Consider the following 14,870-nt stretch of genomic DNA (forward strand, 5'->3'; position numbering starts at 1 on the left):
CGGGGTGAAGGACAAGGTGGCGCTGAAGCTGATTGCCGCCAAGGGCAAGGTGCAGATGCAGGCGCAGAGCGACAGCATTGAGGTGACCGGCGATCAGGACGTCAAGATCACCGCCATCAAGGGTCAGCAGCTGTGGAACGGCAAGAAGGAGATTCTGCTGACCAGCGGCGGCGCTTATGTGCGGATCAAGGACGGCAAGATAGAGCTGCACGCGCCCGGCACCGTCAGCTTCAAGGGCGGAGGCCACGATTGGAGCGGGCCGGCCAGCATGAACCCGCCGTTGCCGCGTTTTCCCAACACCGTCTGCAAGACCTGCATGGCGCAAGGCTTCAAGCAGGCCAACCCGCTGGTGGCGGCTAAATGAGCCCGGCCATCTTGTTGGCCAAGCCCTCCATGGCCGCGTGGCTGGAGCTGTTGCTTGAGCAAGCGCAGCAGGGGGGGCTGGAGTGGCTGGACTTCATCGTGGATCAGGGCGATGTCGGCGACGCTTGGCAGAGCCGCGCCCCGGCCATGCATATGCCGCGCAGCCTGTTGCTGGAGACGCCACACGCCGAGGCGGCCGAAGAAGGGCCGGCCTTGCTGCGCTTGCCACTGCACTCCCCGGCTGGATTGGAAAAATGGGCGCGGCAGCTGGATAAATGGCAGGGCGAGCCGCGCTTGCTGGTCCTGTTGAGTGATTGGGATTTCGACGCCTTGGCCGAGCGGTTGAGCGCCTGTCTGCAAGCCTCCTGGGACCAGGGCCGACAACAGGGCGTGCTGCGTTTCAACGATCCGCGGGTGTTTGCCGCGGTAAGCCAGGCGCTGGAACCGGCACAGCGGCGTTTCCTGCTGGAGCCGGCTTTGCAATGGCATTGGCTGGATCGGGACGGCAATGCCCGTTGTCTGGTGCCGGATGTCGAAGCGGTGCGGAGTTGGCCGCTGTGGGAGGAGGAGACCCTGAGCCTGTCGCCGTCGCAGATTGACGAATTGATGGTCTGGCACCAGGCGGAAAGCTGGCGGCAAGACCACCTGCTGACGCCGTCGATGTACGGGCTGAGCTCGCAGGAAGAATTGATGGCGCGGCTGGCAGCGGCGCACCGGGCGGCGGACCGGGCCAAGCTGTGGTCGGAGCCGGAGCGCCAACCCCTGATTGAGCGCCGTTTGCGGGAGCCGGCGTGAGCATGGCCGCGGCATGGGCGCGGTCTTGCGGGTGGCTGATTTTGCTGCTCCTGTCCGGCTGCACGACATCGCCCAAGACCATAGGCGTCGGCGCGCGGGTGGTGAATACCGTGGCGGGTACGTCGATTGTGCAGGCCAGCTTCAATGGCCAGGGCATGGGCGGCGGCGGTGGCGAAGAGTGTTGTGTCAGCCTGCCGGAGCAATGGCGGCCGGGCATGACGGCGACGATAGAGTGGGGGGGATCCGAGTCCGGAGCTTAATCCTGATGGGCGACGTGCGCCGCCTTGGAATCCCGATGGGACGACGCCGCCGGAGTGGCAGCGTTGGATGAAAGAGCATCAAGCGAATTATGTTCGCCGCAAGGTGACTATGGCAGTGCCCAGATATGAAAAAGTGTCTTCCCTGGTTCTGGTATTCCTGCCTTGCGATGAGGTGTATCCGCTGATTGATTCGGCGGAGCAGGGCAGAGTGTTGGGCGGCTTGCGTGGTCGTGAAGACCGCTATCCGGAGATGATCCATCGGCTGGGTGGTCGGCAGACGTGTTCGGGCAGTGGATGATTCCCGGCTAGAGCCAGTTCCTGTTAGGCGATGGTTTTGGAATGGAACGGCAATTCGGAATTTAGCATTGAGGGTGAAAACGATGAAATGGTTCTCTGTTAGTGCATGGCTGCTCTTGGCCCTGAGCATGCTTGGATGTCAAAGTATGGCGCAGTCCAAAACTATAGGCGCTGGCGCGCGGGTGGTGAATACCGTGCCAGGGATGACAATTGTGCATGCCCGCTTTAATGGCCAAGGCATGGGCGGTGGCGGTGGCGAGGAGTGTTGCGTCAGTCTGCCGGAGCAATGGCGGCCTGGCATGACGGCGACGATTGAGTGGGTGAAGGATCCTAGTCCAGGGGTGAATCCGGGCGGGATTAAGCAACCTCCCCGAGGCAAGTATGGATCTATCACGGCAGAGGGTAGTAAATGGTATGAGGAACATGAGGCGAATTATGTTCGCCGCAAGGTGACGATGGCGGTGCCCAAGTATGAAAAAGTTTCTTCCCTGGTACTGGTGTTCCTGCCTTGCGATGAGGTGTATCCGTTGATTGATTCAGCGGAGCAGAGTCGGGTATTTGGCGGATTGAGAGGGAAGAGTTCGCAGGGGTGGGATGATGAGGTGATTCGACGCCTGGGAGGCAAAACCAAATGCCTGCGATGATTGCTCCTTCGTTCCCGGCGGAAGGCTATTTACCTACCCGTTTTCAATCTGTTCTTGCTCAGCGAAGTAGCCAGCAGCAGGAGGTGGATGCGGCAAGGTGCGCGGCTCGTGAACAAGGTCAGCCATCGCCTTGTGTGCAGGTGCTGCATGTCAGCCTGTTCTTTGACGGTACCAATAATCACGGCGACTCGGACGATAGTGCCGACCCGGTGAATAGTAGCAATGTGCGACGTTTGTTCAATGCTTCGATTGGCAATGGAAAAGGGTTTGACTGGGGCTATTACAGTTATTACATCCAGGGTGTTGGCACGGTATTCAAGGAAATTGGCGAGGATGAGCCGAGCAGCAGTGGTTTGAGTTTTGCCTCAGGGGGTGAGGATAGAATTTTATGGGGGCTGACTCGTCTGATAGACGCCATCACGCGGGCGATGAGTGCACAGGCGGAAAAGATAGACGCGCCACAAGCTCTCCAACTGATCAAGGATATGCAGTACACCTATGAGGAAGACGATAGAGGCGTCAAAAAACGCAGCAGCACCACGCTGGCGCAACGCCGTGCGGTGATGCAGAAAGTGTTGGCGCCGATTGTCGCCAAGCGCGAAGCGGATTACAAGCCGGAAATCCTGCGCATCAAGTTGTACATCTATGGCTTCTCGCGCGGCGCGGCCGAGGCGCGCTCCTTTCTGTGGCGGCTGCGCGAGTTGATGGACGTCGAGGCCGGCACGCTGTGCGGCATCCCCGTCACGGTGGAGTTCCTCGGCCTGTTCGACACCGTGGCCTCGGTGGGCCTGACTGAGCTGGCGCCGGGGGCTGAAGGCCATATGGGCTGGGCCGACGGCACGATGAAGCTGCCGCCGGAGGCCGGCTATCTGAAGCGCTGCGCGCATCTGGTCAGCGCGCACGAGCAGCGGCTGTGCTTTCCGCTGGACTCGGTGGCCATCGCCAACCGCAGTTATCCCGGCTGTGTGTTGGGTGAATGGGTCTATCCCGGCATGCACAGCGATGTGGGCGGTGGTTATCCGCCCAAGGACCAGGGCAAGGCGCGCGAGGGGCAGGGCATGCTGTTGTCGCAACTGCCCTTGTTGCATATGTACCGGCTGGCCTTTGACGCCGGCGCACCCTTGCAGGCGGATAAGAATTTGCTGGGGGATGCCAATGCGGAGCAATTGGCCATGCTGGAAGGACGCGAGCCCTGGCGTTTCATGAGTGATGAGACAAGCCGATTATTTATTTTCAACGAGGAGTTGATCCTGCGCTTCGAAGCCTGGCGTCAACATGCCGGCAGCGGCGCGTCGCTGGAAGACTTGCTGCAGTGGCAGACCGCGCAGATCACCGCTTGGCGCATCGCCCGTTACGCCGGCGGCGTCGACGAGAAAGGCGGGCCGGGTTATCGCAACGCCGAGTTTTACAAAAACTCCCAGGACACGCCCAAGTGGCTGGTGAACGCGCAGGAGTCGGAGTGGAAGGCGCAGCGCCGCAAAGGCGTTGCCACCGGAGTGACGCTGAGGCCGAAAGCGAAAGAGGCGGATGCGAGCCAGGTTTCTGAGAGCTTCAAACCTAACCTCAATAAGCAGTACGAGCCGGTGATGGATCAGACCCAGTTGCGGGAGGGGGCCAAGGACTTCGCCGACGATTACATGGGCCGAACCTCGCTGTCCTTCAACCTGATTGGCGGCTTCGCCACCTTCTTCACCGGCTTGTCCCGCCCGTTCAGCGACGATTGCCAGGCGGAACTGGTCATGCTGCGGGAGGATGGCAATGATTTGTACCCGGCGGTGGTCAAGGACGAGAAGCTGATGGCGCTGTACGACGAGCATGTGCACGACTCCCGCGCCTGGTTCATGCATTACGCGCTGGGCAAGCGCGAACCTCACGGCACCTATCTGCGCTACCGCACCGTGTTCTTTACCGACGGCAACAGCAATAAGAAGCCGATCTGCCAGGCGCCGCGCGCACAGGAGATCCGCCGCGAGCAGCAACGCCAGGCGGAGGAACGGCGGGGCGAGCGTATTGGGGGAGGCCGGCATTGAGCCCGGCGCATCGACTTCATGGCGAGAGGGTTTCAAGAATGAACAAGCGAGCCTGGCGGGTTTGCGCCGCTTTGCTTTTGGGCTGCTTCTGCGCGCCGGCGCAGGCCGCCGCGCCGGGCAAGGCGGCCGGCACCTATGTGCTGGCCGACGAGGACTGGCTGCCCAGCAGCCTGGCCCTGCTGCCTTCGGGCAAGTTCGAATGGTTCATCAAAGGCAGCGGCGCGCGCACGGTGCGCGGCGACTGGACGCAGCAGAAGGAGCGCATCGCTCTGCGCGCGGCGGCCAGCGCTGAAGCGCCGATCTATCGGCAGCTCTCCCATGCCTCGGGCTGTTTCATGGCTGCGGACCGCTACGACGAGGCGGTGATGACGGTGGCGGTGCTGGCGAACGAACGCATGGGCGTGGCCGGCACCGAGGCGGTGCTGGAGGACGAACAGGGCCGGCGCGTGGAGGCCGAGGCGGCGCCGATACCGGGCTATCTGCTCGCTAGGCTGCCTAAGCAATGGGGACAATGGCGCAGGGTGGGCCTGCGCCTGGCCGGCAGCGGGCAGGCGTGGCAGTGGTTCGAGGTGGAGGCCGCCAGCCGGGCCGAGCGCGTGGCCGGTTTCGAGTTGACTAATGCCGACGCGGTGCAGCCCCTGTTCCGCCAGGCGGAGCTGGAGCTTCAGGCGGACGGCGGTTTGGCGATGCCGACGCCGGAGCCGCTCAAGCCGGTACGTCCGGCGCTGCGTTATCGCAAATTGGCCCGGCCGCTGACGGCGGCGCAATTGGCCGGGCGTTACCGTTTGGAGGGCCGGCTGGAGTCCGAGCTGGCCTTGCAGGCCGACGGTCAGGCGTCTTGGTCCTTGTTCGCCGGCCGCTCCTATTATCTGGAAGGCCGTTGGCGGGTGAGCAACGGCCTGGTGATGGTGGAGGCGCAATTGCCGAGCCAGGCGCCGAAGTACCGTTTGATGACGGATGAGGAAATGAAGATACGCCAGCCGGCCACGGCGCGGCAGTTGCTCGCCATCGTCGGTCAGCCGCGCGTGGGTGGGGCGGCCGGCATCGAGGTCCGTTTCGAAGCTGGCGGCAAGATCTTGGGGCAGGCGGTCAGCAACGCCAGCGGCGATGCGATCCTGGATTGGGACGGCAAGGCCGACGCCTGGAGCCGGGTTGGGCTGCGGCGAGAGGGCAGTGCTGACGCCTGGACCTGGCTGGAGGTGCCAGCCGCGCGCCGCGCGGATCGTCTTTTGGCCATCGCCATCGACGACCTGGGACTGAGCCGGCCGGCGATTCCCTCCTTGATATTCGGTCCAGGCGAGGATGGCGGCCTGCTCTTGCGCGAGCCGTTGAGTTTCGGCCTGGAAAAGTACTTCAAAACCAAGAAGTAGCGGTTGAGCGTCGGCGGCTTGCCCGCCGGCGCAACCGGACAACAATAGATGTGACGTGAGCCTTAATGCTTGAATCCTTATTGCCGTATTACGAACGCGAACTCGGACACCTGCGCCAGCTGTCCGGCGAGTTCGCGCGCCGCTATCCCAAGATCGCCGGCCGCCTGCAAATGGAAGGCGACCAGTGCGAAGACCCGCACACCGAGCGGCTGATCGAATCCTTCGCTTTCCTGGCCGCGCGCATCCACAAGAAGCTGGACGACGAATATCCGGAGGTGGCCACCAGCTTCCTCAACGTGCTTTATCCGCATTATCTGCAGCCGATTCCCTCGGCCACCATCGTGCAGTTCGAGTGCGACCCGCAACGGCCGGAAATCGCCAAGCGCTACCGGGTGGAGCGCGGCCAGCCGGTGCACGCGCCGGCGATGCAAGGCGTGGTGTGCAAATTCCGCAGCGCCTATCCGGTGGACCTGTATCCGCTGTCGCTGACCGAGGCCAAGCTGGAGCTGACCAGCGGCTCGCCTTATCTGCGCCAGTTGGCGCCGGACGCGGCGGCGGTGCTGACGCTGGAGTTTCATACCCATGGCGGCCTGGCGGTCAACGCCATCGGCCTGCAATCGCTGCGCTTCTTTCTGGACGGCGAGCCGGCGCTGATGCATCTGCTGTACGAGATGCTGTTGTCCAATGTCTTGAGCGTCAGCGTGGGGGACGGTAGCGAAGACCCTGCGCGCACGCGCAAGCTGCCGGCGGATAGCCTGCGGGCGGTGGGTTTCGGCCGCGAGGAGGGCTTGCTGGACTACGACGAGCGCTCCTTCATGGGCTACCGGCTGCTGACCGAGTACTTCTGCTATCCGGACAAATTCCTTTTCGTCGATCTGCTGCAGCTGGACAAGGCGACGGCGCGGCTGGACGGCGAGAAGCTGGTGCTGCGTCTGCTGCTTGACGAATACCCGGACAGCGAGCGCCACAATCGTCTGCAGACTCAGTTACAGGCCCAGCACATGAAGCTGGGCTGCACGCCTATCGTCAACCTGTTCACCCAGCCGGGCGAGCCCATCCGCGTGACCCACCAGAAGGCCAGTTACCCGGTGCTGGTGGACGCGCGCAAGCAGCAGGCTTACGAGGCGATCCAGATCAAGCGTGTGGTGAGGGTGGAGAAATCCGGCGACGGCGAAAGCAGCGAGGAGGTGCCGTCCTTCTATGCGATACGCCACGGCAGCGAGAAGAAAGCGCCGCGCTTCTACTGGCACGCCAGCCGGGAGCCTTCGCCGCGCCAGAGCGACAAGGGCACGGATCTGGAGCTGCACCTGGCGGACCTGGAGTTCAACGCGGTGCGGCCGGCCACCGAGGTGCTGAGCCTGGAGCTGTTGTGCAGTAACCGTGATCTGCCGGAGCAGATTCCGTTTGGCGGCAGCCAGTCCACCCAGCGGACGGATTTCTCGCTCCCCGGCCATTCCGTGGTCAAGCGCGTGCGCCTGTTGCGCAAGCCCAGCGCCAGCCAGCGCTGCCCGCTGGGGCGCGCGGTGCAGTGGCGGCTGGTATCGCATTTATCGCTTAACTACATGTCCATCGTGGATTCCGGTTGCGCCGCCTTGCAGGAAATGCTGGCCCTGTACAACCTGACCGATTCCCCGGTGAACGTGCGCCAGATCCAGGGCGTGGTGGGAATTGAGAGCCAGCCGGCGGTGGCCCGCGTGTCCGGCCGCGATTTCAGCGGTTTTGTGCGCGGCAGCGAAATCCGCCTGACGCTGGACCCGGATTACTACGTCGGCGGCAGCGTCTATCTGTTCGCCGCGGTGCTGGAGCGTTTCTTCGCGCTGTATTGCGCGCCCAATAGCTTCACCCGCCTGCGGGTGCATGCGGTGCAACAAGACGAGGAGGTCGCCTCATGGCCAGCCCGAGCCGGCGAGGCCTTGGTGATTTGAGGATGCCATGGAAATATTGATCGCTTCGCTGCTGGCGCCCAGCTTTTGCCAATTGCTGTACTACTCGCTGTCCTCTGAGGAGGGCTTGCGGCTGCGCGGCCCGGCGATAGATTGGGTGATGTGTCTCATGTTGCCGCTGGCGATGGTGATCATGGGCGGTTTGGAACTGGTGAACGGCTCGGGACCGATGGCGGGCTATGGCATCCTGCTGTTTGCGCCGGGCGGCGTGTTGGGTTTGATCTCCGGGTTGGTGTTTGGCCTGTGGGTGATGCGTCGCCGCAGCCGGTTGGGGGTGGATCATGAGCGCCAATGACAGGGCTCTGCGGGCCGCGGCCCAACGCAAGCCGCGTGATCTGAAGCTGGAGCTGGCGCGTGACGCCAGCCAGTTCGGGTTTTTCCAGGCGGTACGCATCCTGGGCTTGTCCGCGCGCAAGCGCGGCGAGCGCCGCGGCCGGCTGCCGGCCAGCCTGCGTTTCCGTTCGTTGGCCTCGTTGTCTTTCCCGCCCAGCGAGCTGTGTCGTTATCAGCCGGCCAAGGAGCCGGAACAACTGGACGCCACCGACGAGATGACGGTCAGCTTCATCGGGCTGACCGGGCCCAGCGGCGCCTTGCCCACCAGCTATACCGAGCTGCTGCTGGAACGTCGCCAGCAGTACAAGGACGGATCGCTGCACGCCTTCCTGGACATTTTCAGCCACCGCGCCACCGCCTTGTTTTTCGGCGCCTGGCGCAAATACCGCTATTGGCTGGAAGTGGAAGCCGGCGAGCGCGACGGCTTCACCCGCAATCTGCTGGACCTGGGCGGCCTGGGCCTGTCCCAGCTACGTAAGCAGATGGGGCCGGACGCGAGCCTGGACGAAAACCTGTTCATCTATTACGCGGGTTTGCTCAGCCAGAAGCCCTTGTCGGCGCAGGCGCTGGAGACCCTGATCCAGGGCTTTTTCGGCGTGGACGCCGAGCTGCGGCAGTTCGTCGGCCAATGGATGCAGGTGCCGGCGACGGAGCAAAGCCGGCTGGGCGACCGTGAGAGCGAGCTTGGCGTGTCCTTGTTCGCCGGCACCCGGGTCTGGGACCGTCAGACCAAGCTGCAACTGCGGCTGGGCAGCATGCGCCGCGCCCAGTTCGAAGCCCTGCTGCCCGGCGGCCCCGGCGCGCAGGCCTTGCAGGCGCTGCTGCAATTCGCCGTCGGCCATAATCTGGCGGCCGACGTCAGCCTGGTGCTGGACAAGCGCGACGTGCCGGCGGCGCAGCTGGGCGGCCCGGCGGACTTGCGCCTGGGCGGCAATTGCTGGCTAGGCCCGCAAAAGCAAGATCCTGAAGACATGCGCTACGCGCTGCTGCATTGAGCGGCGCGAGCGAAATCGACTTTTCATTTTGAGTGTATTGGAACGATATGTCCGTATCCCTGAAAGCCCTGATCGACAGACTGACCCCCACCGCCCGCCAGGCGATTGAGCAGGCGGCCAGCCGCGCCTTGGCGCGCACGCATTTCGAAATCGAGATCGAACACGCGCTGTTGGCGATGTTCGATCAGGACAACAACGCCGCGCTCGCGGCGCTGCACGCGCTGGGCGCGGATCTGCCGCGCATCGAGCGTGAACTGGAAGCGGCGCTAGACGCCTTCCGCAGCGGCAATACCCGCAACCCGGTGCTGTCCGCCTGGCTGCCCAAGTGGTTGGAAAAAGCCTGGCTGTTGGCCAGCGCGGAACAGGGGCAGGACGATGTGTCCACCTTGGACCTGCTGCTGGCGCTGTGGCAGGACGAGGCGCTGCGCGGCGCGCTGCAATCCGGATCCGCCGCGCTGGCGCGTCAGGACGCCGGCCGCCTGCAAGGCGCTTACGCCGCGCTGCGCCAGCACGGCGGCGAGGCATCGGCCAACGCGCCGGCCGCCGAAGCCGGCGTGGAACCGACAATGGCCCCGCCCGTGGCCGGCAAGCGCGGCAGCCTGGCGTTGGACAAATACACGATAGACCTGACTGCTCAGGCCAAGGCCGGCAAGATCGATCCCATCCTGGGCCGCGATGTCGAAATCCGTCAGATGATAGACATCCTGATGCGCCGCCGGCAGAACAACCCCATCCTTACCGGCGAGCCGGGCGTGGGCAAGACCGCGGTGGTGGAAGGCCTAGCGCGCAAGATCGTGCACGGCGAAGTGCCGCCGGTGCTGGCTGGCGTCACCCTGCGCACTTTGGACCTGGGCCTGTTGCAGGCCGGCGCCAGCGTAAAGGGCGAGTTCGAGAACCGCCTGCGCCAGGTGATCGACGAGGTCAAGGCCAGCCCGGTGCCCATCATTCTGTTCATCGATGAGGCTCACACCCTGATCGGAGCCGGCGGCGCGGCCGGCCAGAACGACGCGGCCAACCTGCTGAAACCAGCGCTGGCGCGCGGCGAACTGCGCACCATCGCGGCCACCACTTGGGCCGAGTACAAGAAGTACTTTGAAAAAGACGCCGCGCTGGCGCGCCGCTTCCAAGTCGTGAAAGTGGAGGAGCCGGCGCCGGAAATCGCCGTGCAAATGGTGCGGGGCCTGACCCCGGCGATGGCCCAACACCACAAGGTGGAAATCCTCAACGAGGCGGTGGCCGCCGCCGTGCATCTGTCCAGCCGCTACATTGCCGGCCGCCAGCTGCCGGACAAGGCCATCAGCGTGCTCGATACCGCCTGCGCCCGCGTGGCGCTGTCGCGCGCCGGCAAGCCTGGGCCAATCGAGGACGTGTCGGTGCTGATAGACAATATCGACCGCGAAGTGGCTGCGCTGCAGCGCGAAGAAGGCCACGCCGAGCGCATCGCGGAGCTGGAAGCTCAGCGCGCCGAACTACAAGCGGACCTGGAGAAACTGCACGCCGCCTGGGACGAACAGCAAAAGCTGGTGGCGGAAATCGACGAACTCAAACAGCAGCGGGCCGAGGCCAAGCCGGCCAAGGGCAAGAAGCTCAGCCCGCTGCAGACCAAGCGCAAGGCGCTGCGCGAATTGCAGAAGCATCAGCCATTGGCCTTCGAGTGCGTGGACGAGAGCGTGATCGCCGACGTGATTTCCGGCTGGACCGGCATCCCGCTGGGCCGCATGGTCAGCAATGAGCTGGAGCAGGTACAGAAGCTGGCCTCGCTGCTGGGCGCGCGCGTCATCGGCCAGGATCACGCCTTGGAGCAGATCGCCGAGCGGGTGCAGATCGCCAAGGCCAACCTGGAAGACCCGGGCAAGCCCAAGGGCGTGTTCCTGCTGGTGGGACCGTCCGGCGTGGGCAAGACCGAAACCGCGCTGGCGCTGGCCGAGGCCTTGTACGGCGGCGAGCGCAATCTGATCACCATCAATATGTCGGAATACCAGGAAGCGCACAGCGTTTCCGGCCTCAAGGGCTCGCCGCCGGGCTATGTCGGCTACGGCGAGGGCGGGGTGTTGACCGAGGCGGTGCGTCGCAAGCCCTATTCGGTCCTGCTGCTGGACGAGGTGGAGAAAGCCCATCCGGATGTGATGGAGCTGTTCTTCCAGGTCTTCGACAAAGGCCTGCTGGAAGACAGCGAAGGCCGCGAAGTCGATTTCAAGAACACCATCATCCTGCTGACCTCCAACGCCGGCTCCGATCTAGTGATGCGCGCCTGCGAGCACGGCGTCACCGTTGAAGGCGAAACCCGCGACCCGATGCCGGAAGACCTGGTGGAGATTTTGCGGCCCACCTTGCAAAGCGTATTCAAGCCGGCCTTCCTCGGCCGTCTGACCATCGTGCCCTATCTGCCGATCAGCGACGAAGTGCTGCGCGCCATCGTCGGCCTCAAGCTGAACAAGATCCGCCAGCGCATCGCCGACAACCACGGCGCGCAAGTGGAGTTCCCGGAGGAGCTGGCGGAACAGATGGCGGCGCGCTGCCTGGACGTAGACAGCGGCGCGCGCAACGCCGACGCCATCCTAACTCGCACCCTGTTGGCGCAGATCTCCAGCGACTTGTTGGCGCGCATGGCCAGCGGCAAGCCGGTGAAGAAGATCGCCGTCTCGCTCAAGGGCGAGCAGGTCAAAGTGCGGCTGAGCTGAGGAAACGCGTCCATGTGGAAAATGTTGGGCCTGTTCGGGGTCAGCACCGTCGCCTGGTGGGGGCTGCTATGGCTGGTGTTGCCGCAGAGCTGGCAGCGCATCAGCCCGTCGGCCATCCTGCTGCTGCACCTGGGGCCGCCTATGCTGCTCAGCGCCGGCGTCAAGTTGTGGGCTTATCTGAAGGAAAAGCGCGCCAAGCAGGAGGAGGCGGTGCAGGAGGCCGCGGCGGAGGCCGAGCGCCAGTCCGCGCGCGACGCCGCGCGTGAACGGCATCGGGCCGAATTGCGCGAACGCCAGGCGGTGGTGGACTGCCGCTGGCTATGGGCGCGCGCCGTTCCGGCCAATGGCGAGCCTGGCTGGCTGGCCGAAGCGCCGGATGGCTGTCTATGGTCATGCCTGGACGCGGCGGACGTCGACGCCGATGAAGCGCTGCAAGCCTTGCGTCCTCATGTGACCGAGGCGCTGCGGGAGCTTTACGCCGTCGCGCCTGGCGCGGCATGGCTGCCGCTGGTGATGGAAGTGGTGCCCAGCCTGTCCGGCATCGAACAAATCGCCGCGGTGAAGGAATGGCAGACGGAAGCGATGGCTGAAACGCTGGACGACGGCGAGTGGCCGGCGCCGGAAGCTCGCTTCCTGGCGGGTGCCGGCACCGGTACTGTGGCGGACCGCGCACGGCAGTTGCTGCAACAGCAGCCGGAGCTGCCGGGCGTGATCATGTTGGGGGCCGACGCGCCTTTGCTGACGTTGGGCGGGGAGCAGTGGGACGAGAGCGATCCCGCTGCGGTGGAACGCCAGCGCTGGCTGGGCAAGCCGGGCCTGGCCGTCGCCGTCCTGCTGTTCCTGCGAGAACAGTTGCCGGAGCCGGAATTAGGTCCCGTCGCCGTGGCCGAGGGCGCGGACCCTTACCAACCTTACTGGGAAAAAGACTTCAGCCGTGCCGGGGGCAGCTGGGGCATGGTGCCTGCTCGCCATCAAGCCGGCCTGGCCCAGATGCCGGTCCTGGCCCAATTGGGCCAATCCAGCGCGTCCGCGGCACCGCAGGAGCGCGCATTGCAACTGGCGAGGCAGCTCCAACCGGTGCTGGACAACGCCTTGGTCAACGCCGCGCTGCTGGATTACCCGTTCAGCCCGGAAGACGCCAAGCCGGAAAACGATAAGGCGGCCAGCCTGGGCTGGCTAGTGCACAACAGCGGCGACGTCGACGCTGGCGGCGTGCGTCTGGCCGCCATCGCCAGCGCCTTGAACCGCCACGCGGTGGAACTGCATCCCATCGATGAAGCCAGCAATCTGGCGCGGGAGTGGGGCGACGTGGGCGTCGCCGCCGACGCCATGTTGGCCGCCGGCGCGGTCAGTCATAGCGCGCGTCTTGCCGCGCCGGCCCTCATTACTCAATTCAGCAACGATCATGTGGCGCTGGCCATGGCCAGACCGCCGCGCGAGGAGGCCACCGCATGAAACGCGTGATCCGATTGGGCGACCCCACCGATCATGGCGGCAAAGTCGTCAGCGCCGCATCCAGCACCACCTTGTTCGGCAAGCAGGTCGCCTGCCTGGGCGACGCGGTCACTTGCCCGCAGCAAGGGCACGTCAACTGCACCATCGTGGAAGGCGACCCCAGTTGGGTAGTCGGCGGCAAGCCGGTGGCGTTGGAGGGACATAAAGTCAGTTGCGGCGCCTCGCTGATCTCCACCATGCCGGAAGTCGGCAAGGGCTGATCGCAATACCTCTTAGAGCCTGTTTACGATCTCGCGAGCTAAGGCGAGACAAGGCGAAAACGGCTGAGAAAGCGGGATGTACTCGTGGTACATGAGCATTTCGAAGGTGTACTCACCGTGCGGCGTCTCACGACGCGCAGCGGATCGTAAACAGGTTCTTAATATATAGAAGCCATACAAGCATGGAAAACATCGAACAAACCGTGGAGCAACTCCTGGCTCCCATACCCGGTTCATCGCCGGCGGGCGAGGATCTGGCCTACTCCACTCTATTCGACCAGATTCGCGAGGCTCGCCGCAGCGACGACCCAGGTCTGTCACAAGGGGACTGGGAACAAACCCTCAAAACGGCGGAGTGGCCCAAAGTCATCCGTCTGTGTGAAGACGCGCTGAGTCAAAACAGCAAAGACCTGCAATTGCTGGTCTGGTACGCGGAAGCCCAAGTCCAGGCCAACGGAATCCCTGGTTTGGCTCTGGGCCTGGCCGCGCTGGATGGCTGGCTGCGTCAATACTGGGAGAGCGGCTATCCGGAGCTGGACCCGCATGACCTGGACGAACGCGTCGGCAAGCTGGAATGGTTGAATCAGCAACTGGGGCTGGCCATCCGCAGCGTGCCGCTGCTGAGGCCGGAGTTCGGCGCTTACGGCTGGAACGATTGGCAGCAATCGCGCGACGTGGAAAACCTTGGCTTGAAAGACGCAGAGGCCAAGGCCGCCGCCATCGCCGAGGGCAAGCTCTCCGGGGACGAGTTCGAAAAGAGTGCCACCCTGTCCGGTCATGCCTGGTTCCAGAGCCAAGCGGAAGCCTTGGTGCAGGCATTGGGCCGCTACGAAGCATTGGACGAGCAAGTGGACCTGCGCTTCGGCGGCGAGGCCCCCAGCCTGGCGGAGATCCGCAACGGCATTTACGCCTGCCAGGACCTAGTGTTGCGTTACCGTCAACAAACCGCGCCAGCCGGCGTTACGCCGGCTCCCGTTGAACCTGTTGTGGAAAGAAAAGCCGTGACCCAAAGCTATAGCGCGCCCACCCCCTCCGCCACTGCTTCGACGGCGCCCGTCGTCTTTAACGGCCAGATCCGCAGCCGCCAGGAAGCGGTGCAGATGTTGAGCGAGGTCGCCCGTTACTTCCGCAGCAACGAACCGCATAGCCCGGTGGCCTTATTGGCCGAACGCGCGGCGCGCTGGGCCGAGATGAGCCTGGAAGAGTGGCTGCAGCACGTGGTCAAGGACGATTCCACGCTGAATCAGCTGCAAGAACTGCTGGATGTGAGGAAGGAATAAGCGGTTTAAGGCCTCTGAAACGGTACGGGCCGGCATTTCGCCGGCCCGTTTTTCATGGATAGTCGGGGCATGGGGCGGGGGTTGGCAAATACCCTTTATGGATATTCGTTGCCGCATCAAGGGTTTGCCCGGCATGGCCCGTTGTTGTTGAGGTTTTTGTCGCA

At 64.1% G+C, this 14,870-nt stretch carries 14 protein-coding genes; all 14 read left to right on the forward strand.

The genetic code is table 11. The features are described 5' to 3' along the window. A partial coding sequence (locus ACUXV1_RS22875; protein ID WP_446016750.1) for a DUF2345 domain-containing protein occupies positions 1-364 on the forward strand: 364 nt, incomplete at its 5' end. Beyond that, positions 361-1,158, forward strand: coding sequence for a DUF4123 domain-containing protein (locus tag ACUXV1_RS22880; RefSeq protein WP_114154566.1), 798 nt, complete (start codon positions 361-363; stop codon positions 1,156-1,158). The genes ACUXV1_RS22875 and ACUXV1_RS22880, both read left to right, overlap by 4 nt. A gap of 2 nt (positions 1,159-1,160) precedes the next feature. Then, positions 1,161-1,418: a DUF3304 domain-containing protein gene (locus ACUXV1_RS22885; RefSeq protein WP_446016751.1), complete on the forward strand. Its 258-nt coding sequence runs from the start codon at positions 1,161-1,163 to the stop codon at positions 1,416-1,418. 109 nt (positions 1,419-1,527) lie between these two features. Beyond that, entirely contained in the window at positions 1,528-1,716 is a 189-nt protein-coding gene (locus tag ACUXV1_RS22890; RefSeq protein ID WP_446016749.1) for a hypothetical protein, read from the forward strand. 82 nt (positions 1,717-1,798) lie between these two features. Further along, positions 1,799-2,359 (forward strand): DUF3304 domain-containing protein, encoded by a 561-nt coding sequence (locus ACUXV1_RS22895; RefSeq protein WP_446016748.1) that lies wholly within the window; start codon positions 1,799-1,801, stop codon positions 2,357-2,359. A gap of 134 nt (positions 2,360-2,493) precedes the next feature. Further along, the gene (locus tag ACUXV1_RS22900; RefSeq protein ID WP_446016747.1) at positions 2,494-4,389 is read left to right on the forward strand and encodes a T6SS phospholipase effector Tle1-like catalytic domain-containing protein; all 1,896 of its coding nucleotides are present in this window, start codon (positions 2,494-2,496) and stop codon (positions 4,387-4,389) included. Positions 4,390-4,427: 38 nt separating this feature from the next. Next, positions 4,428-5,759 (forward strand): hypothetical protein, encoded by a 1,332-nt coding sequence (locus ACUXV1_RS22905; protein WP_446016745.1) that lies wholly within the window; start codon positions 4,428-4,430, stop codon positions 5,757-5,759. A 65-nt stretch (positions 5,760-5,824) separates the two neighbouring features. Beyond that, positions 5,825-7,684, forward strand: coding sequence for a type VI secretion system baseplate subunit TssF (gene tssF / locus ACUXV1_RS22910; RefSeq protein ID WP_043641388.1), 1,860 nt, complete (start codon positions 5,825-5,827; stop codon positions 7,682-7,684). Positions 7,685-7,691: 7 nt separating this feature from the next. Then, a complete protein-coding gene (locus tag ACUXV1_RS22915) occupies positions 7,692-7,997 on the forward strand; it encodes a hypothetical protein (protein ID WP_337883783.1) in 306 nt (101 codons plus the stop codon). Further along, positions 7,984-9,030 (forward strand): type VI secretion system baseplate subunit TssG, encoded by a 1,047-nt coding sequence (gene tssG / locus ACUXV1_RS22920; RefSeq protein ID WP_446016743.1) that lies wholly within the window; start codon positions 7,984-7,986, stop codon positions 9,028-9,030. Before ACUXV1_RS22915 ends, tssG begins: the two co-directional genes overlap by 14 nt. Positions 9,031-9,077: 47 nt before the next feature. Then, complete coding sequence (tssH, locus tag ACUXV1_RS22925) at positions 9,078-11,711, forward strand: type VI secretion system ATPase TssH (RefSeq protein ID WP_446016741.1); 2,634 nt, start codon at positions 9,078-9,080, stop codon at positions 11,709-11,711. Between the two features lie 12 nt (positions 11,712-11,723). Further along, complete coding sequence (locus tag ACUXV1_RS22930) at positions 11,724-13,166, forward strand: hypothetical protein (RefSeq protein WP_446016739.1); 1,443 nt, start codon at positions 11,724-11,726, stop codon at positions 13,164-13,166. Then, entirely contained in the window at positions 13,163-13,426 is a 264-nt protein-coding gene (locus ACUXV1_RS22935) for a PAAR domain-containing protein (RefSeq protein WP_043641377.1), read from the forward strand. The genes ACUXV1_RS22930 and ACUXV1_RS22935 overlap by 4 nt, the downstream gene beginning before the upstream one ends. A gap of 182 nt (positions 13,427-13,608) precedes the next feature. After that, positions 13,609-14,706 (forward strand): type VI secretion system protein TssA, encoded by a 1,098-nt coding sequence (tssA, locus tag ACUXV1_RS22940; protein ID WP_446016737.1) that lies wholly within the window; start codon positions 13,609-13,611, stop codon positions 14,704-14,706. The last annotated feature ends 164 nt before the right edge of the window (positions 14,707-14,870 follow it).

This window comes from Chromobacterium sp. W521 (assembly GCF_052805975.1).